At 36.4% G+C, this 21,263-nt stretch carries 22 protein-coding genes; 13 read left to right on the top strand and 9 right to left on the bottom strand.

Features of this window, described 5'->3' with window-relative positions; translation table 11 throughout:
- Window positions 1–66: 66 nt before the first annotated feature.
- From J4771_RS03570 to J4771_RS03555, 4 genes are all read left to right on the top strand, one after another.
- Window positions 67–1,425: a hemolysin family protein gene (locus J4771_RS03570; protein ID WP_224136471.1), complete on the top strand. Its 1,359-nt coding sequence runs from the start codon at window positions 67–69 to the stop codon at window positions 1,423–1,425.
- 14 nt (window positions 1,426–1,439) lie between these two features.
- Window positions 1,440–1,748, top strand: coding sequence for an ATP-dependent Clp protease adaptor ClpS (locus J4771_RS03565; RefSeq protein ID WP_224136469.1), 309 nt, complete (start codon window positions 1,440–1,442; stop codon window positions 1,746–1,748).
- A gap of 50 nt (window positions 1,749–1,798) precedes the next feature.
- Window positions 1,799–2,455 carry a rhomboid family intramembrane serine protease gene (locus J4771_RS03560; RefSeq protein WP_224136467.1) on the top strand — a complete coding sequence of 219 codons (657 nt, stop codon included), beginning with the start codon at window positions 1,799–1,801 and terminating at the stop codon, window positions 2,453–2,455.
- An 85-nt stretch (window positions 2,456–2,540) separates the two neighbouring features.
- Entirely contained in the window at window positions 2,541–2,996 is a 456-nt protein-coding gene (locus J4771_RS03555; protein ID WP_224136465.1) for a DUF1801 domain-containing protein, read from the top strand.
- Here J4771_RS03555 and J4771_RS03550 read toward each other — a convergent pair.
- From J4771_RS03550 to J4771_RS03540, 3 genes are all read right to left on the bottom strand, one after another.
- Window positions 2,993–3,361, bottom strand: a complete 369-nt coding sequence (locus tag J4771_RS03550) for a winged helix-turn-helix transcriptional regulator (protein ID WP_224136463.1) — start codon at window positions 3,359–3,361, stop codon at window positions 2,993–2,995. The two genes, J4771_RS03555 and J4771_RS03550, sit on opposite strands and share 4 nt — an antisense overlap.
- Before the next feature lie 103 nt (window positions 3,362–3,464).
- Window positions 3,465–4,679, bottom strand: a complete 1,215-nt coding sequence (locus tag J4771_RS03545; protein WP_224136461.1) for an acetyl-CoA C-acyltransferase — start codon at window positions 4,677–4,679, stop codon at window positions 3,465–3,467.
- A gap of 161 nt (window positions 4,680–4,840) precedes the next feature.
- On the bottom strand, window positions 4,841–5,953 hold the full coding sequence (locus tag J4771_RS03540) for an MBL fold metallo-hydrolase (protein ID WP_224136459.1): 1,113 nt from the start codon (window positions 5,951–5,953) through the stop codon (window positions 4,841–4,843).
- A gap of 189 nt (window positions 5,954–6,142) precedes the next feature.
- Here J4771_RS03540 and J4771_RS03535 point away from each other — a divergent pair, with 189 nt between their 5' ends.
- Together J4771_RS03535 and J4771_RS03530 are read left to right on the top strand one after the other, a co-directional pair.
- Entirely contained in the window at window positions 6,143–6,568 is a 426-nt protein-coding gene (locus tag J4771_RS03535) for an SRPBCC family protein (RefSeq protein ID WP_224136457.1), read from the top strand.
- A 183-nt stretch (window positions 6,569–6,751) separates the two neighbouring features.
- Window positions 6,752–7,408: an NAD-dependent epimerase/dehydratase family protein gene (locus tag J4771_RS03530; protein WP_224136455.1), complete on the top strand. Its 657-nt coding sequence runs from the start codon at window positions 6,752–6,754 to the stop codon at window positions 7,406–7,408.
- 227 nt (window positions 7,409–7,635) lie between these two features.
- On the opposite strand, the gene tatC is transcribed toward J4771_RS03530, so the two are convergent.
- Entirely contained in the window at window positions 7,636–8,460 is an 825-nt protein-coding gene (gene tatC, locus J4771_RS03525; RefSeq protein ID WP_224136453.1) for a twin-arginine translocase subunit TatC, read from the bottom strand.
- A gap of 177 nt (window positions 8,461–8,637) precedes the next feature.
- Entirely contained in the window at window positions 8,638–9,597 is a 960-nt protein-coding gene (locus J4771_RS03520; protein WP_224136451.1) for a KpsF/GutQ family sugar-phosphate isomerase, read from the bottom strand.
- Between the two features lie 147 nt (window positions 9,598–9,744).
- Between J4771_RS03520 and recQ the strand changes: the two genes are divergently transcribed.
- The 7 genes from recQ (at window position 9,745) to J4771_RS03485 (ending at window position 16,456) form a co-directional block, all read left to right on the top strand.
- Entirely contained in the window at window positions 9,745–11,949 is a 2,205-nt protein-coding gene (gene recQ, locus J4771_RS03515; protein ID WP_224136450.1) for a DNA helicase RecQ, read from the top strand.
- Between the two features lie 185 nt (window positions 11,950–12,134).
- On the top strand, window positions 12,135–12,326 hold the full coding sequence (locus J4771_RS03510) for a hypothetical protein (RefSeq protein WP_224136449.1): 192 nt from the start codon (window positions 12,135–12,137) through the stop codon (window positions 12,324–12,326).
- 41 nt (window positions 12,327–12,367) lie between these two features.
- Complete coding sequence (locus J4771_RS03505) at window positions 12,368–13,441, top strand: glycosyltransferase (protein WP_224136448.1); 1,074 nt, start codon at window positions 12,368–12,370, stop codon at window positions 13,439–13,441.
- A 126-nt stretch (window positions 13,442–13,567) separates the two neighbouring features.
- Window positions 13,568–14,971, top strand: a complete 1,404-nt coding sequence (lpdA, locus tag J4771_RS03500; RefSeq protein ID WP_224136447.1) for a dihydrolipoyl dehydrogenase — start codon at window positions 13,568–13,570, stop codon at window positions 14,969–14,971.
- A gap of 111 nt (window positions 14,972–15,082) precedes the next feature.
- Window positions 15,083–15,337: a DUF2442 domain-containing protein gene (locus J4771_RS03495; RefSeq protein WP_224136446.1), complete on the top strand. Its 255-nt coding sequence runs from the start codon at window positions 15,083–15,085 to the stop codon at window positions 15,335–15,337.
- 11 nt (window positions 15,338–15,348) lie between these two features.
- The gene (locus J4771_RS03490; RefSeq protein WP_224136444.1) at window positions 15,349–15,537 is read left to right on the top strand and encodes an RNA-binding protein; all 189 of its coding nucleotides are present in this window, start codon (window positions 15,349–15,351) and stop codon (window positions 15,535–15,537) included.
- A gap of 94 nt (window positions 15,538–15,631) precedes the next feature.
- Complete coding sequence (locus tag J4771_RS03485; RefSeq protein ID WP_224136442.1) at window positions 15,632–16,456, top strand: CvfB family protein; 825 nt, start codon at window positions 15,632–15,634, stop codon at window positions 16,454–16,456.
- Window positions 16,457–16,551: 95 nt separating this feature from the next.
- On the opposite strand, the gene J4771_RS03480 is transcribed toward J4771_RS03485, so the two are convergent.
- The 4 genes from J4771_RS03480 to J4771_RS03465 all read right to left on the bottom strand — a co-directional run bounded on the left by J4771_RS03480 (window position 16,552) and on the right by J4771_RS03465 (window position 21,262).
- Window positions 16,552–16,896, bottom strand: a complete 345-nt coding sequence (locus J4771_RS03480) for a hypothetical protein (protein WP_224136440.1) — start codon at window positions 16,894–16,896, stop codon at window positions 16,552–16,554.
- Between the two features lie 120 nt (window positions 16,897–17,016).
- Entirely contained in the window at window positions 17,017–17,973 is a 957-nt protein-coding gene (locus J4771_RS03475) for a T9SS type A sorting domain-containing protein (protein ID WP_224136437.1), read from the bottom strand.
- A gap of 323 nt (window positions 17,974–18,296) precedes the next feature.
- Window positions 18,297–19,676 carry an NADH-quinone oxidoreductase subunit N gene (locus J4771_RS03470; RefSeq protein ID WP_224136435.1) on the bottom strand — a complete coding sequence of 460 codons (1,380 nt, stop codon included), beginning with the start codon at window positions 19,674–19,676 and terminating at the stop codon, window positions 18,297–18,299.
- 92 nt (window positions 19,677–19,768) lie between these two features.
- Complete coding sequence (locus J4771_RS03465; RefSeq protein ID WP_224136433.1) at window positions 19,769–21,262, bottom strand: complex I subunit 4 family protein; 1,494 nt, start codon at window positions 21,260–21,262, stop codon at window positions 19,769–19,771.
- Window position 21,263: the final 1 nt, after the last annotated feature.

The following is a 21,263-nucleotide window of genomic DNA, read 5'->3' as shown; positions in this document are numbered from 1 at the left end:
GTGGACTCAATCCTCGCTGGAATCAATTTTTTAACTATCTTTGCCAAAATATTTTTAAAATTCTCAATGGACTCAGACGTCGTCAAGCTTTTGCTTGCATTATTTCTTGTATTACTCAATGGTTTTTTCGTAGCCGCAGAATTCTCAATCGTTAAAGTTCGTTACTCCCAAATTCAGCTCAAAGCCGCAGAAGGAAATGCTATGGCAAAACAAGCGGAACACATCATCAAACATCTTGATGAATACCTCTCTGCAACACAGCTCGGGATTACTTTAGCTTCCCTTGCTTTAGGTTGGGTCGGCGAAAGTGCGATGCATCACGTCATTGAAAATATATTCCACTACTTTAATTTTGCGATTGATCAAACTACGGTAACCACGGTTTCTTTGGTTCTTAGTTTCCTTTTAATTACGGTAATGCACATCGTTTTTGGGGAATTAATTCCGAAGTCGATTGCGATTAGAAAATCAGAACCTACAACAATGGCGATTGCAATGCCGCTGAGAATTTTCTACACGATTTTCAAACCTTTTATTTGGGCAATGAATCAAATGTCGAACGCATTTTTAAGGTTGATCAAAATTCATCCTGCTTCCGAACAGGAAATACATTCAACGGAAGAATTGCAACTGTTGGTAAAGCAATCTGCAGATTCGGGTGAGATTGAAGAGGAGAATTACGAAATCATTAAAAACGCATTTGATTTTACAGACCATTCCGCGAAACAAATTATGGTTCCAAGACAGAATATTGCTTCAATTGACATAGAGGATTCTGTAGAAGAAATCATCAATAAAATTATGGATGGAGGTTATTCCCGACTTCCTGTTTATGATGGTTCTATCGACAATGTTATCGGGATTTTTTATGCTAAAGAAATCATCCGTGAATATATTCGGAGAAAAGGTGAAATTTCTCACGAAGATTTGAAGAGTTTAATGCGTGAAGCATTCTTCGTGGTGGGAAGTAAAAAGATTTCCGATCTGCTGAAAGTCTTCCAGCAGAAAAAGCAACATTTGGCAGTCGTTATAGATGAATTTGGGGGAACGGAAGGAATTATCACTTTGGAAGATATTTTGGAAGAATTGGTGGGCGAAATTCAGGATGAAGAAGATGATGAAGACAAAATCGTGGACAAAGTAGGAGAGAACGTTTTTTGGGTACAGGCAACGCAACCTTTAGATGAAATTAATGAACATCTTCCCAAGAAATTTCCACTTTCGGAGGATAATGAATACAATACTTTAGCGGGATATATTTTACACGAGCTGGAAGATATTCCCGAAGAAAATCAGGAGTTTGAAATGAACGATTACCACGTGAAAATTCTGAAGATGCAGAATAAAAGTGTGGATTTGGTGGAATTGGTTTACGAAGAACCAAGTATTGTTGATGAAATTTCAGAAGAAATCGGTGAAATTTAAATTTTTATAATTCAATGTTTAGTCATACTAAATTTTCAAGAAATTACGAAGACCCGAAACGTGAACATCAAGAAGATGTCGCCGTTTTAGAACTGGAAGATGAAGTGTACAAACTCGTTTTATGGAACGACGATGTAAATACTTTCGATTTCGTAATCGAATCGTTAATCGAAATCTGCGGACACACTTTGGAACAGGCAGAACAATGCACGATTCTTGTCCACTACAAAGGAAAGTGTACCGTAAAGACAGGCAGTTTGGAAGTGCTGAAACCAATGCACGAAAAATTAATATCACGAAGTTTAACTTCGGAGATTGTTTAATAAAAATCACGATAAAGTTTCACATTGCTGAAACTTTTCATTTATAAAATATGAGTTCAATTCTGTTAATTATCATTGCGGTTACGGCAATAATCAGTTTTATCGCTTTTAATAATCAGCAACTTTTTGAGAAGTATAAATTCAATGTAGGTGCAATTTTACAGAAAAAGGAGTATATCCGTTTGCTTTCTGCGGGATTTTTACACGCCGATTTAATGCATTTGCTCTTCAACATGATGACGCTGTATTTCTTCGGACCCATTGTTGTTGAAGCTTTCGGAGAAATCGGTTTTTTAATGGTGTATTTCGGTTCGATTCTTCTGGGAAATATTTTTTCACTTTACCTCTACAAAAATCAACCGTGGTATTCTGCAATCGGAGCGAGTGGTGGAGTTTCGGGGATTTTGTTTGCGTCGATCGCGATGATTCCAGATTTGGGAATCATGTTTTTCTTTATTCCAATCCCAATTCCGGGTTATATTTTCGGGTTTTTATATTTTGCTTATTCAGTTTATATGATGCTGAATCCGAACCAACACGATAATATTGGACATGCTGCACATCTTGGAGGAGCATTTTTCGGATTGGTTTACGCAATTGCATTACAGCCGGAACGGGCAATTCAAAATGCTCTTTTCTTGGGAATTATGGCTTTACCATTGATTTACATGGGTTTTCAAGTTTTTGTGAAGAAGAGAATAGGATAATTTATTATAATATTTAAAGTTCTTTCCAGCGGTCTTTATTTGAATTCTAATGAATTAGCAAGGTCTAAATTTTAAAGCCAAAATCATGTCCGAAAACAAAACCAAGCCCACAAAATTTTCAGTAGAAGATTTCATCCGATATTCAGATCCGAAAAAAGTGGATGACTCCTTCAAACTCGTCGAAATCATGGAGAAACTTTCAGGTGAAAAAGCGACAATGTGGGGACCTTCCATTATTGGTTTCGGAAAATATCATTATAAATATGAAAGTGGAAGAGAGGGCGATAGGTGTAGAATTGGTTTTTCACCAAGAAAATCTGCATTTTCGCTCTATGTTTTACATTGCGATGATACTGAAAACAAGTTGCTCTCCCAACTTGGCAAAATAAAAATGGGACAGGGTTCCTGCATTTATTTCAAAAAATTAGCTGATTTGAATTTGGACGTTTTAGATAAATTAATCACAGATTCATTACATCAGACAAAAAAAGTTATACGGTTAATTCAAAAAAAAATGCTGAAAATTTTCAGCATTTTTTAGTTTAGTTTTACAGTCGAAATTAGATTTTGTAAATCTTCCATTTCAGATTCCTGATAATTGTACTTCATCGACCACTCCATAAATCCTTTTACAACCGGGACGAGCTCTAGTCCTTTTTCGGTGATGTTGTAATGATACACGAGCTTGTTTTTCTTGCTCTGTGTTTTGGTAATTAAACCTTCGCCGGTCAATCTTTCTAATCGGTCTGATAAAGTATTGGTTGCAATTTTTTCTGGCATTTGCGAAATTTCTTTGAAAGTGGTTTTCCCAAAAGCACTGATGTCGCGAAGAATCAACAATGTCCATTTATCACCCACGATATCTAGACTTCTTGCCAAAGGACAGTTTGAAAGAAATTCTTTCATGGATATTAAATAATTAATTACTTTAAAAATAAAAGTAAACAAGTGTTTGACAAATTTAAAACAATATTACAAACAGTAAACAAAATTTTTGAAAAAATTCTTTCTACTCTTTTGCGTTTTCAAGAACGACCGCATAACCTTGTCCAACACCAATACACATCGTAGCCAAAGCATATTTTTTGCCTGTTTTTTGTAATTCTAGAGCCGCAGAGTAAGTAATTCTTGTTCCGCTCATTCCAAGAGGGTGACCCAATGCAATTGCGCCGCCGTTTACATTCAATCGCGGATCGTCGATTGCAATTCCCAATTCTTTTAAAACTGCTATACTTTGCGCTGCAAATGCTTCATTGAGTTCAATAATATCAATTTGGTCGAGCCTAAGATTTGCTCGTTTTAAAGCCAATTTCGTTGCGTCAACAGGTCCGATTCCCATAATTCGTGGTTCGCATCCGGTAACAGCGGAACTTACAATTTTTGCTAAAGGTCTTAAACCATAATTTTTCACCGCATCTTCCGAAGCTACGATTACCGCCGCAGCTCCGTCATTTAAACCCGAAGAATTTCCTGCCGTTACGCTTCCATTTTCCTTTGCAAATGCAGGTTTTAATTTCCCTAAGATTTCTAAAGTTGAATTAGGTTTGATGAATTCATCTTTATTGATGACAATCGCATCGCCTTTTCTTTGTGGAATTAGGATATCAGAAATTTCTTCCGCCAATCTTCCGCTTTCCTGTGCTTTTGTGGCTTTTAGTTGAGAGTTTAACGCGAATTCATCTTGCTCTTCACGGGAGATTTTATAAAGTTCCGCCAAGTTTTCTGCGGTTTTGCCCATTGCTTCTGTACCGTACATTTTTTCCATTTCGGGATTGATGAAACGCCACCCAAAACTCGAATCGTACATTTTTTGGGCGGTGTCAAATCCATTTTCAGACTTTGAAATCACGTAAGGTCCTCTAGACATCCCTTCAACACCACCTGCAATAAACAAATCGCCTTCTCCTGATTTTATCGCTCTGGAAGCCTGTACAATCGCGCTCATTCCCGATGCACAAAGTCGGTTTACTGTTTCTCCCGGTACATTTATGGGAAGTCCTGCTAAAAGAAGTGCCATTCTAGCAATATTTCTGTTATCTTCTCCTGCCTGGTTCGCACAGCCAATAATCACGTCGTCGATTTTATCTAAAGGTAGATTGGGATTTTTTGCGACTAAACTTTTGATGACAGAAGCAATCAAATCGTCGGTTCTCACTGCAGCTAAGCTTCCTTTAAAACTTCCAATTGCAGAGCGAGTACCGTCGATGATATAGGCGTTTTTCATTTCTAAATTTTATTGAGCGTAAATTTAATGAATTATGATGAAAAGATAGTTCTATATAAAATGCCGAGAATTCACGAATGTGAATTCTCGGCAAACTATATTTACTGTGCACTACAGAGATGGATTCTGTGCAACAATTGGCTCTTTTTATTTGGGTTCTTCTAATACTTCTCCCACCATTTTTCATAAACCTTCGCATCATCTTCCCAATTCACTTTTTCGCCAATTTTAGGATAAAGGATTCTTAGGTTTTCGGTGTTCAGCTCTGCCATTTGTTCCAAAGGTTCTTTCCAGGAATGGGTAGCTAAAGCAAATTTGGAGTTGTGAACGGGAATCATTCTTTTAGCATTGAGTTCTTTCATCGCCTTAATATTTTCTCCCGGCATAAAATGGATGTAGCGCCAATCTTTATTATATTGCCCATTTTCCAAAATCGCCAAATCAAAACTGCCGTATTTATCACCAATTTTTTTGAAATGCGTGTCGTAACCAGAATCACCACCAATATAGATTCTTTGATTAGGGCTTTCAAAAACAAAACTTGCCCAAATTGCCTGATCTCTTTTTAAACCACGCCCGGAAAAATGACGTGCAGGTTCTGCGGTAACCTTAAATCCATCGCCTAAATCTGAACTTTCAAACCAATCCAATTCAATGATATTTTTCGGATTGTAGCCCCAAAATTCCAAATGTTCACCGGTTCCCAAACCTGTAATAATTTTTTTGGTTTTCGGGAAAAGTTTCACGACCGTTTCGTAATCCAAATGATCCCAATGATCGTGCGTAATCACCAAATAATCCAATGCCGGAATATCTTCGGATTTGTACATGTCGCTTCCTTTAAACGCTTTTGTAGTAAAAGAAAATGGTGACGCATAACCACTTAAAACAGGATCAACCAAAATCTTTTTCCCATCAAGTTGAATAAAATAGGAAGAGTGTCCCATCCAAACATAAAAGCTTTCATTGGGATTTAATTTTTTTAAATCAGTTTTCTCGAAATGAAAAGCGTTTTGTGGGGTTTTGTTGGGCGTTTTCCCGAAAAGAAAGCGAAACATTACTTCGGGCATTGAAGTATCTTCTGCCAATTGTGGAGTGAGGTTCAAATTATAGAATCTGCCGTTTTTATAGTGCGGAGATTTTAAGACTCTTTCCAAACGTTGTCCTGAAGGTGCTTTTCCAAATTTTTTCTGTTTCATAATAAAATAGGCGGAAACCGAAACGATTCCAACAAGTAGTAAAATAGCTGCTAATATTTTCTTTAAAATATTCATTTTGTTTGTTTGACGAAAACGGCTGCAAAATTACTTTAAAAAATATTCTGAATTTTATATTTTTTATCAATCGTTGTGATGAACGGAAATTTGGTTTGATAAAAATCAGCTTACCCACATTTTTATTTTTTTTACTTGCCTTATCATAAAAATTTGGCTAATTTTAATCAACCTTAAAAAATAACAGCTATGCACGAGAATGTAGTCGTTAAACAAAAAGTTAACGCACCTTTAGAAAAAGTTTGGAATGCAATTACTGATAAAAACGCAGTTAAAGAATGGTATTTTGATATTCCGGACTTTAATGCTGCTGAAAACTCGGTTTTCAGTTTTTACGGCGGTTCCGAAGACGAGCAATATCATCATTTATGTGAAGTCGTGGAAAATGTTCCGCAGAAAAAATTCAAGCACACATGGACTTATCCTGAAATTTCAAAGGAGAAAACCATCGTTCGATGGGAATTGGAACCCGATGGAGAAGGAACTGTGGTGACTTTGACACACAAAGGACTTGAGAATTTTGAACATCTAGGAAACGATTTCCAAGTGGAAAGTTTTGAAAACGGTTGGAACGGAATCATCGGAAAAAGTTTAAAAGAATACGTAGAAAAATAAAACATTGGTGGAGACACGATTGATCGTGCGTCACGAAATGAAATCAAGAGGAGCGGACTTTAGTCCGCTTTTTTAGTGAATTATTCCATTGGCTTTAGCCAAAATTTATTTGTAATTAAATTAGTTGAAGAAGTATTACAAAAATGTTAATATCGAGTTTCCTATTTTTGCAAAAATTATCAAATGAAAATTATTTTAACCGGCGCAACCGGAATGGTTGGAAATGGTGCTTTAATCAGCCTTCTAAAACGTGAAGATATTGCTGGAATTCTTTCCATCAGTAGAAAACCAAGCGGAATTTCTAACCCGAAGCTGAAAGAAGTTATCCATAAGGATTTTTACGACCTGTGGTCTATTGCAAATGAAATGAGAGGTTACGACGCGGTTTTGTTTTGTTTGGGAATTTCTTCGGTTGGACTTTCAAAAGAGGAATATTTTAAGATCACCCACACTTTGACGCTCCATTTCGCGGAAACTTTCAAAAAAGAAAATCCAAACGGAAAATTTTGCTACATTTCCGGAGCAGGCACGGATTCTAAAGAAAAAGGAAACGGCTGGGCTGCAGTAAAAGGAAAAACGGAAAACGACTTAATCAAACTTTTCGGAAAAAATGCCTATAATTTTCGTCCTGCATTTATGAAACCTGTGGATGGACAAAGTTTTGTCAATAAATGGTATCCGTATTTTTCGTGGATGAATACGATTTTCAAACCAGTATTTCCTTACTATTTCGGAAGCGTTGCCGAGGTTGCAAATGCAATGGCAAATGTGGCAAAAACAGGTTATCCAAGTCAGGTTTTGGAAACGAAAGATATTGCTGTTGCTGCCAAGAATATTTGATTTTTCTCTCACAGATAAGTGGTTGTTCCGAATTTTTAAAAAATGGAAGTGGAATGATTTTATTCCAAAGAGCTTTCAAAGAAGAACCGTAAAGTCTTTTTAGCCCCGATCGAGCGGTATGTTTGAGCTTTTTTTCGGCGGCGGCGAAGCCGCCGCCGAAAAAAAGCGAGTAGCGAGAGCGGGACTGTACTTCAAGCAAATCCCAAACTTTTCACGCTTTTAAAATTTTACGAAGTTTTTACAGGCAAAGAATTTCTTTTCTCCACTTTTTTAAACGTATAAGTACACATCAAAATACTGAACTCATAAAGTAATAGTAGAGGAAAAGCCGCCATCAACATACTCAAAACATCGGCAGGAGTTACGATTGCGGCTACAACCATAATCAAAACGATTGCGTGACGACGGTAGGTTTTCATGAAATTTGGCGTGAGAATTCCAATCGTTGTTAGAAAATACACGATTACGGGAAAAAGGAAAATTACACCCATTCCCAAAACAACCTGCAAAAATAAAGTCGTGTAGTCGCTTAAATCGTAAAGTGGAACAATGATGTCGGAAATTTTAAAGATAACACCAAAATTGATGGCGAAAGGCAAAATCAGAAAATATCCACACAAAATTCCCGCAAGAAAAAGAATCCACACAAAATTGATGAGGAAAACAGAATTTTTTCTTTCATTCGGATGAAGAGCGGGACTGATGAAACGCCACAATTCCCAAATAATGTACGGAAACGCCAAAACCATTCCGCCAAACATGGAAACCGCCATCATTACGTTAAATTGCTGATACAGTTTTTGAACACGAACGGGGAAATCTTTTGGTAAATGAATACTATCTTGACCAAGAACCAACCTTGAAAAATGGTTCACCACCCGGAAAGTTGGGAAATCATTTCGAGTCGGGCCGAAAAAAACATGGTCCATAATCCAATTGATATTGAAACCGATAATGACGGCACCCACAACAATCGCAATGATGGAGCGGATTAAATGTCCGCGCAATTCGCCGATGTGTCCCCAAAATGACATTTCTTTTCCTTCGCTCACGGATAAAGGTTTTTAGTTACGAGGTTCAAGATTCGAGATTCGAAAAATGAGTTGCAAAATTAGTGATTATGTAATCAAATCGAACAATTATAACCATTATATTTTGAAGCAGATTTATAAAAATTCACTGCGAAGCAAATTGCAGCAAAGCGAGTTCACTCTAAAAGAAGTTCACCGTTAATTTATCCCTTCATCCAACAATCTGTGAATATCGATAATCCCAAAATATTTTCCGTTTTCCGTGACAATTAATTGACCGATATTTTTCTCTTTTAAAACCGCCATGGCTTCTTTTGCCAAAGCGTTTTTGTCGATGCTTTTCGGGTTTTTGCTCATGATGTCTTTTGCGATAATTTTTGAAACATCTTGTTCGCTCATCAACATTCGTCGCAAATCGCCGTCGGTAATTACGCCTGTAATTTTTTCGTTATCAGTTACAACCGTGATTCCGTGAGTGGAACCGCTTACAGATATGATGATTTCTCGAATTCCCGAATTTTCGGATACTTGTGGTTTTTGCGAAGAAAGAAACTGATCCACTTTTGCGGTGAGGTTTTTCCCTAAACTTCCACCAGGATGAAATTTTGCAAAATCATTTTCTTTAAAACCATTCAGTTCCATTAAACAAACCGCTAAAGCGTCTCCTAAAGCCATTTGAACCGTCGTGGAACTTGTTGGTGCAAGTTTTATTGGGCATGCTTCTTTTTCAACGTGAGTATTCAAAATGACATCTGAAAATTCAGCAAGTTTGGAATTTGGATTTCCCGTCATTGCGATTAATGCTGAAGAATATTCCTTTAGAAATGGCGCAAGATTCACAATTTCAGGGGAATTTCCCGAGTTGGAAATACAGAGAACCACATCCGTTTTTTGAATCACGCCCAAATCACCGTGAATCGCTTCCGATGCATGTAGAAATTGTGACGGAGTTCCCGTGGAATTCAATGTAGCAACTATTTTATTTCCAACATGAGCCGATTTTCCTATTCCCACGATGATGAGTTTTCCTTTAGCGGAATTAATAATTTCCACCGCCTTCAGAAAATCTTCACTAAGACGGTTTTTGAGGTTTTCAAGTTCGGAAATTTCAATATCGATAGCGTTTTTGGCGAGTTGCAGAATGTCGGGTTGATTCATTTTTTAGGTTTGAATTGGGAATCTTTATCGCTATAAAATAGGAAAAAATTTTAACAATATTTAAATCAAAATAAGAAGGCAATTTTTTTTATTCTGATATTTATTTTTTAACTTTGGGTAATATGCAAATTTAGCAAACAAAATTAAATGAATACAAAAAACGCCGATTTATCGAAGGAACTCAAAAAGTATTTCGGCTTCTCAACATTCAAAGGACAGCAGGAAGAAATCATTCAGAAGCTGCTTGATGGAAATAATATTTTCGTATTAATGCCTACAGGTGGCGGAAAGTCGCTTTGTTACCAACTTCCCGCGCTTATTTCGGAGGGAACTGCAATTGTGGTTTCGCCGTTAATCGCTCTAATGAAAAACCAAGTTGATTCCGTGAACGGACTTTCTTCCGACGAAGGTATTGCACACGTTCTGAATTCTTCACTTAATAAAACGCAAACGAAACAGGTTTTCGATGACATCAAATCGGGGAAAACCAAGCTTTTATATGTCGCTCCCGAATCTTTAATTAAAGAGGAGTATCTTGATTTCTTGAAAGAGGTAAAAATTTCTTTCGTAGCCATCGATGAAGCGCACTGTATCTCGGAATGGGGACACGATTTCCGTCCTGAATACCGTAATTTGAAACTCATTATCGATAAAATTGCGGATGTTCCCGTGATTGCTTTAACCGCTACTGCGACGCCAAAAGTTCAAGACGATATCCAAAAAACGTTGGGAATGCAGAATGCGATTGTCTTTAAGGAAAGTTTTAACCGACCGAATCTTTTTTACGAAGTTCGCCCGAAAGTAAACATCGACAAAGAAATCGTAAAATTCATTAATAAGAATAAAGGGAAATCAGGAATTGTTTACTGTTTAAGCCGAAGAAAAGTAGAGGAATTTGCCCAACTTCTTCAAGTAAACGGAATTAACGCACTTCCGTATCACGCAGGTTTGGATCAAAAAACAAGGGTGGCCAATCAAGATAAATTTTTGATGGAAGAATGCGACATTATTGTTGCAACCATCGCATTTGGAATGGGAATCGACAAACCAGACGTTCGTTTTGTGATTCATTACGACATCCCAAAATCTTTGGAAAGTTATTACCAGGAAACGGGAAGAGCGGGAAGAGACGGCGGAGAAGGACATTGCCTCGCTTTCTATGACCCGAAAGACATTGAAAAACTCGAAAAATTTTTAGCGCAAAAACCTGTTTCCGAACGTGAAATCGGTTTGCAATTATTGAATGAAGTTGTAGGATATGCGGAAACTTCGATGAGCAGAAGACAGTATATTCTGTACTATTTCGGCGAACAGTTTGACCCTGTAAAAGGTGATGGAGCGCAAATGTGTGACAATTCCGTGAATCCGCCAACTTTGAAAGACGCGACCAAAGAATTGAAATTGGTCTTGAAATTAGTGAAAGATTTGGAGGAGAAATTTAAAACTAAAGACTTGATTTCGGTGATCGTTGGAAAAGAAAATCCTGTCACGAAATCTTATAAATTAGAATCAACAAAACATTTCGGAATTGGAAAAACTGAATCGGAAAACTTTTGGAAATCCATCATTCGACAAGCAACGGTTCAAAATTTCTTGCAGAAAGATATTGAAACTTACGGCGTACTGAAAATCACCGAAAAAGGGCAGAAAGTTATCGACGGTAAGAATAAAAATCCATTTCTCATCGCGGAGGACAAAGAATATGATCTTGAGCAAAGCAAAGCAGATTCTGACAAAGTTCAGGTTCAGCAAGGAGGCGGTTTAGACCAAAATCTTTTCAACCAATTAAAAGAATTGAGAAAAACGGTCGCCAAAAAACACGGAATTCCTCCATACACCGTTTTCATGGATCCGAGTTTGGAGGATATGACTGTGCAATATCCGATTACCGTTGAAGAAATTGGCAAAGTTTACGGAGTGGGTGAAGGAAAAGCCAAAAAATACGGAACAGAGTTTGCCGAATTCATCAAAAAATATGTGGAGGAAAACGACATCGAGCGAACCCAAGATATGGTGTTGAAAACTGTTGCGAACAAATCGAGCCACAAAGTGTTCATCATTCAAAGTACCGACAAAAAGATTGATTTGGAAGATATTGCCAAAGCCAAAAATCTTTCTATGGATGAACTGTTGAAAGAAATGGAACGTATTGTTTATCAAGGAACTAAACTTAATATCGATTATTATATTGACGAAAATTTTGATGAAGATATTGTGGAAGAATTCATGGATTTCATGAAGGAATCTGAAAGCGACAGTATGAAGGTTCTTTTGGCAGAGTTTGGTGACGATTTGAGCGACGAGGAAGTAAGAATGTTACGGATTAAGTTTATTTCAGATGTAGCGAATTAAGTTGAAAATGTATTAATTTGAAAGTGGAAACACCTTTAACAAAATAATTAGAGAATGGTGGGGAAAATAAGTTATTCCTCACAATTTGCCCGGCAATTGGCTGAACCCGCTAAAATTTTGTATAGAGAGGAGTATTTTGGATTTATCAAGATTTAGATTTCTATATAGACAAAATTTATGATTTTGTGGAGGAGAAAATTAGTTTTCCAATTGCTAAAGCTGCACCTGAAAACATTAAGAGATATGGTGAAAAATTTATTAGATACAAAGGAAATCATCAAACCTATTGGTATATTTTTTTTGATGAAAATGACGGAAAATTTCTCGTAAATTATATTCTAAACGATCACGACAAAGACTTTCCCGAGTTACACTAAAAACTTTTTCGCACTTTTGCAGGACGGTTTTCTTTTTAAACATGAAAAAAATCTCCATCATCTTCATCCTTCCAGATTTAGAAACAGGCGGTGCAGAACGCATTGTGACGACAATTGCCAATCATCTTCCACGTGAAAAGTTTGAACCGAAGATTCTTTTGTTGAGAAAAGAAGGCGGTTATTTACAGTTTCTAAAAGATGATGTAGAAATTATAGACATTCAAACTCCACGAATCCGTCATTCTTTAAAACCTATTTTACTGGAAATCAAAAGAAGAAAACCCGATATTGTTTTCAGCGGTTTTGGGGAAATTAATGCGTATCTATCTTTATTTATCAAGATTTTTCCGAAAACAAAATTCATTGCGAGAGAAACGAACGTGGTTTCAAAACACGTGACAAGGAAGGAAATCCGTTTTTTCTATAAATTTTACAACAATTATTACCGAATTATTTGTCAGAGCGACGATATGCAGAATGATTTGGTTGAAAATTTCAATATCAAAAAAGAAAAACTCGTCAAAATTAATAATCCTGTCGATTTTGATTTTATCGAAAGTAAACTGGAAATTTCTACAAAACCTGAAAGTTTTAAAAATGATTGCAAAAATGTGGTGGCCATCGGAAATCTTTCTTCCAGAAAGGGTTTTGATAATTTATTAAAGGTTTTTTCTCACCTACGAAATGAAAAAATTCTACTTCACATTTTAGGAAATGGAAGAGATAGAGAAACCCTCCATCAGATGAAAAATGATTTGGATTTGGAAAATGTCTTCTTTCACGGACAACAGGAAAATCCTTACCAATTCCTGAAGTTTGCAGACTTATTTATTCTTTCCTCGCGTTACGAAGGTTTTCCAAATGTTTTGTTGGAAGCAGGCGCGTGCGGAACGTATTCCATAGCCAACAATTGTCCTGGTGGAATTTCGGAAATCATTCAACCAAAAATTAATGGAGAAATTTCAGATATTGAAAACCACGAAAATTTTGCAAAAAAAATTGTGGAGGTTTTAAATGAAAATCATCATCCGCAACAAATTATAAACTCGATTAAATCAAGATTTTCAAAAGAAATTATATTGAAAAAGTATGAGGAGTTGCTTTTGAAAATCTAAAAAATAATTTGCTAAATTTTAATGACTTATACGGCGTGAACTTTGTGTAAATCTTTGTGCCTTTGTGTTAAAAAACGTAATTTTGTAAATCTTAATTTTTAACTAAAAACAAATAAAAAATAAATAATGAGTCAATTCGATGTTACCGTAATCGGTTCCGGTCCAGGAGGTTATGTTGCTGCAATTCGTTGTGCGCAATTGGGTTTCAAAACAGCAATTATCGAAAAATATCCAACAATGGGCGGAACTTGCCTTAATGTTGGCTGTATTCCTTCCAAAGCACTTTTGGACAGTTCCGAACATTTCGAAAACGCCAAACACAATTTCGCCAACCACGGAATCATCATTGATGAACCAAAAGCTGATTTGGCAAGAATGGTCGCAAGAAAAAATGAAGTGGTTGACCAAACGACTAAAGGAATTCAGTTTTTGATGGACAAAAACAAAATTACAGTTTTTCAAGGTGTTGGAAGTTTTGAAGATGCGACTCACGTAAAAATCACCAAAGAAGACGGTTCTTCTGAAGTAATTGAAACAAAATATGCAATCATTGCAACAGGTTCAAAACCATCGAATTTGCCCTTCATTAATTTAGATAAAGAAAGAATCATCACTTCTACGGAAGCTTTAAAACTAAAAGAAATTCCTAAAAAGCTCATCGTAATCGGTGGAGGAGTGATCGGTCTTGAATTGGGTTCTGTTTATTTACGATTGGGTTCAGAAGTTACCGTTGTGGAATTTATGGATAAAATTATTCCGGGAATGGACGGCGCTTTGTCGAAAGAACTAAACAAAGTTTTGAGAAAGCAAGGAATGAAATTCGAACTTTCAACCGCAGTTTCCGCTGTTGAAAGAAATGGCGATTCAGTGAAAGTGACTGCAAAAAATAAGAAAGGTGAAGAAGTAACTTTTGAAGGAGATTACGTTTTGGTTTCTGTGGGTAGAAAACCTTATACAGAAGGTCTTGGCTTAGAAAAAGCAGGTGTTGATTTGGACGAAAGAGGAAGAGTGAAAGTGAACGAGCATCTTCAAACCAATGTTTCTAATATTTACGCAATTGGAGACGTGATTCAAGGTGCAATGTTGGCTCACAAAGCATCTGAAGAAGGCGTTTTGGTGGCTGAACAATTGGCTGGACAAAAACCTCACATCAATTATAATTTAATTCCGGGTGTCGTTTACACTTGGCCAGAAGTTGCAGGCGTTGGAAAAACCGAGGAACAATTAAAAGCAGAAGGAGTTGCGATAAAAGTAGGAAATTTCCCGATGAGAGCTTTGGGAAGAAGCCGTGCTTCTGGAGATTTGGACGGTTTCATTAAAATTATTGCCGATGAAAAAACCGACGAAGTTCTTGGCGTTCACATGATTGGAGCAAGAGCCGCAGATATGATTGCAGCCGCAGTTACAGCGATGGAATTCCGTGCAAGTGCAGAAGATATTGCAAGAATGTCACACGCTCATCCAACTTTTGCGGAAGCGATTAAGGAAGCAGCTTTGGACGCAACGGGAAAAATTGCGATACATTTTTAATCAAACCAATTTTATTTATTTTATAAAAAAAAGAGAAGTTTCGGCTTCTCTTTTTTCTTTTATTTAACACATAATAAATGGTTAACTTTGAGTATATTTAAAATTAAAGTCATGAGTAATATTAAAGTAAGAAACGCAAACTATTTAAAAAATTACGAAATACAGCTCCATTTTGCTACCAATGAAAGAATGACCGTTGATCTTGAACATTTTCTTTCCAAAGACCAATTTTCTGATTTAAAGGACAAAGAAGTTTTCAAAAACTTCAAAATTGAAGATGGGAATTTAGTTTGGGAAAATGGCGCAGAATTTTCAGCGAATTTCCTTTACTCAAGACCAAGTGAAGACGAATTAAGCTGTGTTTAAAATCTTTTTGAATGCAAAATAAAGAATTAAAAGACGGCGATTTCTGTAAAGTCATCGGCGGAACGCACAAAGGAAAATCTGGAACGGCAACCAATTTGAATATCAGTAAAACAGGACATTTAACGATTACAGTTGTTCAGGAAAATGGCGACCGATTCAAAACCTTGGCAAAAAATGTGGAAGTTATTTCAAACGTCTAGAAATAAAATCTTCCAGCATGCCACCTCCGTCTTCCAGCCAAAATAACTTATCTTTGCCATCCAATTATTACTCATTACTAATTGCTCATTACTTATGAACATCGGCAAAACAAACACCCTCAAAATTTCAGAACACAATTCTTCAGGTTTAATCCTAGTTGATGAAAATGGTGAAAAAGCATTTCTACCTAAGATTTTTGCATCAGAAAGTTCATTAATCGGTGATGAAATGGAGGTTTTCGTTTATCAGGACGACGATAAATTAAAGGCGACCACCGAAAAAGCCAACGCAGAAGTAGGAGAGTTTGCGGTGATGACTTGCGTACAGTCGCTTCCGAGCGGAGCGTTTATGGATTGGGGGATTATCAAGGATTTATTTGTTCCCTACAAACAGCAGAAATCTAAAATTGTTGAGGGGAAAAGATATTTGGTGTACGTTTATGTGGATGAAATTTTAGGTTTAATTACGGGAACTACCAAGTTTAAAAGAAATCCACAATACGAAAATCTACCGTTCAAAAAAGGAGATAAAGTGAACTTGATTTTGATGGGCGAAAGTGAACTCGGTTGGAATGTGGTCATCAATAAAGAATACATCGGTTTGATCTACGCTTCTGATGTTTACAAAAAATTATATCCTTTGTCGGAAGAACTTGGCTATATCAAAACCATTCGTGAAGATGGTAAAATAGATGTTTCTCTTCAACCCGAAGGTTATGAAAATATCGACGAATTCCAAAAAATTATTCTTGAGAAGTTACAGCAAAATTATGGCTTGCTCTATGTTTCAGACAAGTCGGATCCCGAAGAAATCAAGCAGGAACTCCAAATGAGCAAAAAGAATTTCAAGAAAGCAATTGGCGGACTTTACAAGGATAAAAAGATTGAGATTTTCGAGGATAAAATTAGGTTGATATAAATTTGGAAATCTATTTTTGGGGGTTTTCAAACAGATTTAGTTATGTTTTTTTAAAAATTTACTTGATTATTTTTAGTTGGTTCCTGGCTCTTTTACTAATCTTTCCTCACCAACAAAATCCAATCCTCCTCTAAAAATTTGTAGCCAATATCGTAAACAAACCGATATTCCGCACCGTTTTTGTAAATGCGCAAACTGGTAAAATAATCGAAATTAAAACCTTCGGAAATCAGTTTATTTTTGGTGGTTTTAGCTTTTCCTTCCACATATTTTTGTTCGGATAAAATCCGGTGATTTTTGCGCAGTTTGTTATTAATGTTGCGCATCAAGTTTGTAGAATCCTTATTGTGTTTGTTGTTGTAAGCATTTCTGCAGCCGTCATTACAAAATTTCTTGTCGCTTCTGCCTATAATTTTGTCGCCGCATTCCAAACATTCCATGATTTGTGTTTTATTCAAAATTAATAAAAAATAATTTATGAGGTAATGCCTTCAATATTACACCAAAAATACCACCAAGTCGATATTTGGTGGTATTTTCTTTAGTAATTATATCAATCTTTATTTTTTGATAAACTGGGAAACTTCAATGTTTCCATTTTTATCAGTGAGCTTTAATAAGTAGTTTCCAATCGGAAGACGTGATACATTCATTGAAGATTTTCCTGATATTTTTTCAGAAGCAACCAATTGTCCCGCAGTATTATAGATGGAATAATTAATATATTCTTTTTCGGATTTTATATTTATAACATCATTTACCGGATTAGGATAAATTACCGGATTCGATCCAATTTTTACTGAACTTGTGGCTAATTGACCATCTGCTGTAATTTCAACCATACAGAAGTTGCCCTGCAATACATTTCCGGTAGATTGCCATAGAGCAGAATATAAAGTTCCGTAACCTGCAGAACTTGTAGATGCAGCTTGTACCGATCGTGATGATATTCCAGTTCCGCTGTGACGCATTTCGATCAAAAGATTTCCGCCATTGTATTGCCATGGCGTGTTAAAGGTAATCTTAAAACTGAAATCATTCGGATTAGAGCCTACTGTTAAAGCACCTGCAGGAATTGCCAAACTTCCTGATCGTACCTGGGTTTGAGTTCCCACAACATTTGCTGCGAAATCTAACTGTCGATTGGCTGGCTCAACTGAATCGCTTAAATACACATTGAATGAATTCATGGTCAAAGCAGTTGGAGGCCAAGCGTCGGCTGTACTTGCCGGTAAACGAAAAGAAATGGAAGTAAGATTTTTTCCAACCAAAGTTGTGAGCAATGTATCGTCAATAATTAATTGAAGTTGTCTTGCCGCATTTCCATAAGGTCCGATGAAAGCGCTTCCTTCATTTGTACTCGGTATAACTAAAGTTGTTTGTGCATTTGAACTCATACTAAAACCAAACAGCATCGCAAAACCTATCGCTGCTGAAAAAATTTTGCTCTTTCCGGATTTATAAGAAATTTTTGATGAATGATTTCGCTTTTTGTAAAAGGTAAATATTCTTTTCATAGGTTAAATTTTAATTGGGTTATGAACAAATTTAGTTAAAATTTAGAATTAGCATTAAAGAAAGTCCGAAAATTTATTAATGAGACAAAATTTTTGGTAAACATTAATTAAAAGACTGAATTAGACGTTTAAAAAATTTTTGTCAACATCAACAGGACCGGCTTTAGCCCGCTTAAAAAAAAATGAATTGATTTGGCTTTAGCCAAAATTTATTATTCAAAAATTTAGTTAATGAATTACTTTCGATATTGGTTAAGTCTCTAATTCAATCAAACAAAAAACGCAAGTCCGAAGAATTGCGTTTTTAAATATTTTAAAAATGTTTACAAACCAAACTGTTTTGCAAACAGATCAGGGAAAATTCCCAATGCGATAATCGCAATCACCACAAAAACTGCGACAATATTGTAGGTTAAAGTCACTTTTTCAGAAGTCTTGAAACTGCTTTCTTTTGGGAAAAACATTGCCATAATCAACCTTAAATAATATGCGATTGAAATTGCTGAACCTAAAACTGCGATTAAAACCAAGAACGGAGTCTTTTCAATGGCTTGTGCGAAGATGGCAAATTTCCCCATAAAACCTGCTGTTAAAGGAATTCCCGCCATTGAAAGTAGAGAAATCGCAGCAGTTACCGCAAGAATCGGTTCTGTGTGTCCCAATCCACGGAAAGCGTTGTAAGAGGTTTCTCTTTTTAATTTTTCTACCCAAATCAAACACATCATCACTCCAACTGTTGCCAATGAATAAGCAAATAAATAAAAGGCGAGATTATAAGCAGAAAGACTGTTCATTCCGAAGAAAATCAACGCAATATAACCTACATGGGATACGGATGAATAAGCCAACATTCTTTTCGCATTGCTTTGAGCAAGTCCCATCGCATTTGCCAAAAACAGCGTGATGATAATCATTACTCCCACAATATTGATCCACTCTCCGATAATTCCTGTGAAAGCAATTGTCATGATTCTGAAGAATGCATAGAATGCAGAAATCTTCACCACCGTCATCATAAAAGTGGTGATTAACGATGGCGAACCTTGATAAACATCGGGACTCCACATGTGAAACGGCGCCATGGAAGTTTTAAAAGCCAGCGCACAAAGAATCAAAACTGCACCCATCGTAAACATCAAATTATTTGGAGCAGCAATTCCGTATTCGTGGATTTTATAAAGGTCGAAACTACCTGAACTTCCGTAAACCAAAGCGATTCCGAAAAGTAGAAATCCTGTTGCAAATGCACCCATCAAAAAATATTTAATGGAAGCTTCGTTGGAACGTAAATCAGTCTTATTACTTCCCGCCAAAACGTAAAGCGGAATGGAAAGAATCTCAATTCCCAGGAAAAGCGTCACCAAATTTTGATAACCAAACATCACGATACTTCCACAGAGTGAAAAAAGCATCAAAGCATACAATTCCGACTGATGGCTTCTGTGGTTGCTGAATGCAAATCCACCCAAAAAGAAAATGAGTAGCGTAATGACAATCGAAATTTTCGTGAACAATGCGGCATTCTGACCAAATTCAAACATAGATTTGTATTGGTTGAAGAAAGCATGTTCAGGCATGAAACTCACATAAAATGCGATAATAAGCCCCAAAATACCAATGTATCTTGAAAATTTTCCCTGTTCAAAAACACCTGCAAACAAGGCGACCACTGCGGTAAGGAATATAATTATTAAAACGCTCATTTAGTTATTATTTTGTTCAAAGTTTCAGGTTTCAAGTTTAAAGTTGGGTACGCTGAATCTCTTAATTTCTTACTATTTTAATTTCTTAATTTCTATTTAACCATTGAAGTGAAAATAAACTTCAATGAACTTTGCACCATTTCGATAATCGGTTGCGGGAAAATTCCGAGCAAGATGACAAAAACCACCAAACTCGCCATGACAGAAAATTCCACATCGGTTAAATCTCCAACAGATGCCAAAACTCTTTCGTCACCTTTTCCGAACATTGCTTTTCCGTAAAATCTGAAAAGATAAACAGCTGAGAAAATCATCGTTAATCCTGCAACAACCGCCGCCAAAACATTGTAATCAAAAATGGATTTAATCAAGATGAATTCTCCAACAAAACCGTTTGTTAAAGGAAGCGCAACGGAACCCAACAGAATCACCATGAATAAAACGGCGAATTTCGGGGCCACTTTTGCCAAACCTCCCATTTGTCGGATGTCTCTCGTTTTGAATCTTTTATACAAAATATCGGCACAGTAAAATAAACCAACCACATTGATTCCGTGTGCAAAAGCCTGAACTAAAGCACCTTCACCGCCTTCAATCATCAAACTCCCCTTCATCGTTAAAATTGCTGAAGCCATAATTCCTGCCACCATTAATCCAACGTGAGAAAGCGATGAATAAGCAATCAATCGTTTTGAATCGTTTTGAATAATCGCAATCAAAGCACCGTGAACAATTCCGTAAATCGCCATAGCCATTACAATTTGTCCTGAAATTCCCAAAATTGGGTCGGGTGTAATCGGCAATAAATATCTCAACAATCCGTAAACTGCCATTTTCAACATGATTCCCGAAAGTAGCATTGAACCTTGAGTTGGTGAATAGGTATAAGTATCGGGTTGCCAAGAATGGAACGGGAAAATTGGCAATTTCACTGCAAATGCAAAGAAGATGAACCAAAATATCACGGTTTGTTCAGATGCGTTTAAATCTGCGTTGTACAAATCAGTCAATGCAAATGAAGCGGAATGCGTGTAAACGTAAATCAATCCAATCAACATGAACAATGAACCTACGAAAGTGTAAACAAAGAATCTCGTTGTAAACTGAATTTTTTTGTTTTCCTGTCCCCAAATTCCTGCAATGAGCCAAATCGGGATTAAAGTTACTTCCCAGAAAATGTAGAATAATAATCCGTCTAAAGCGGAGAAAACTCCCACTAAACCGAACTGCATCAATAAAATTAATCCGTAGAAAGTGTTTCTATAACTTGGTTTTTCATTAAACGAAGAAAGAATAATTAAAACCGATAAAATATTGGTTAGCAAAAGCATCAACATGCTCATTCCGTCAATCCCGAAATGCAGATTACTTTTGATAAAATTAGACCAAGGATAGTTGATTTCGTACTGCAAAACCCCATCAACAGTAGGTTTGAAGTCTAAACTTGAAAGCATGAAAAAGGTGAGAAACATTTCTGCAAACGCAATTCCCAATGCTAAATATTTACTTGCGGGATTTTTCCACGCGAACACCAATGCTGAACCTGCAAGAGGTAAAAGTAGTAATGTTAATAACAGATACGACATT

Origin of the sequence: Candidatus Kaistella beijingensis, from assembly GCF_020084865.1 — a bacterium.
GTDB classification, from domain to species: domain Bacteria; phylum Bacteroidota; class Bacteroidia; order Flavobacteriales; family Weeksellaceae; genus Kaistella; species Kaistella beijingensis.
Note: the sequence above shows the minus strand (reverse complement) of the source record. Positions and strands in the feature narration are given on the sequence as shown.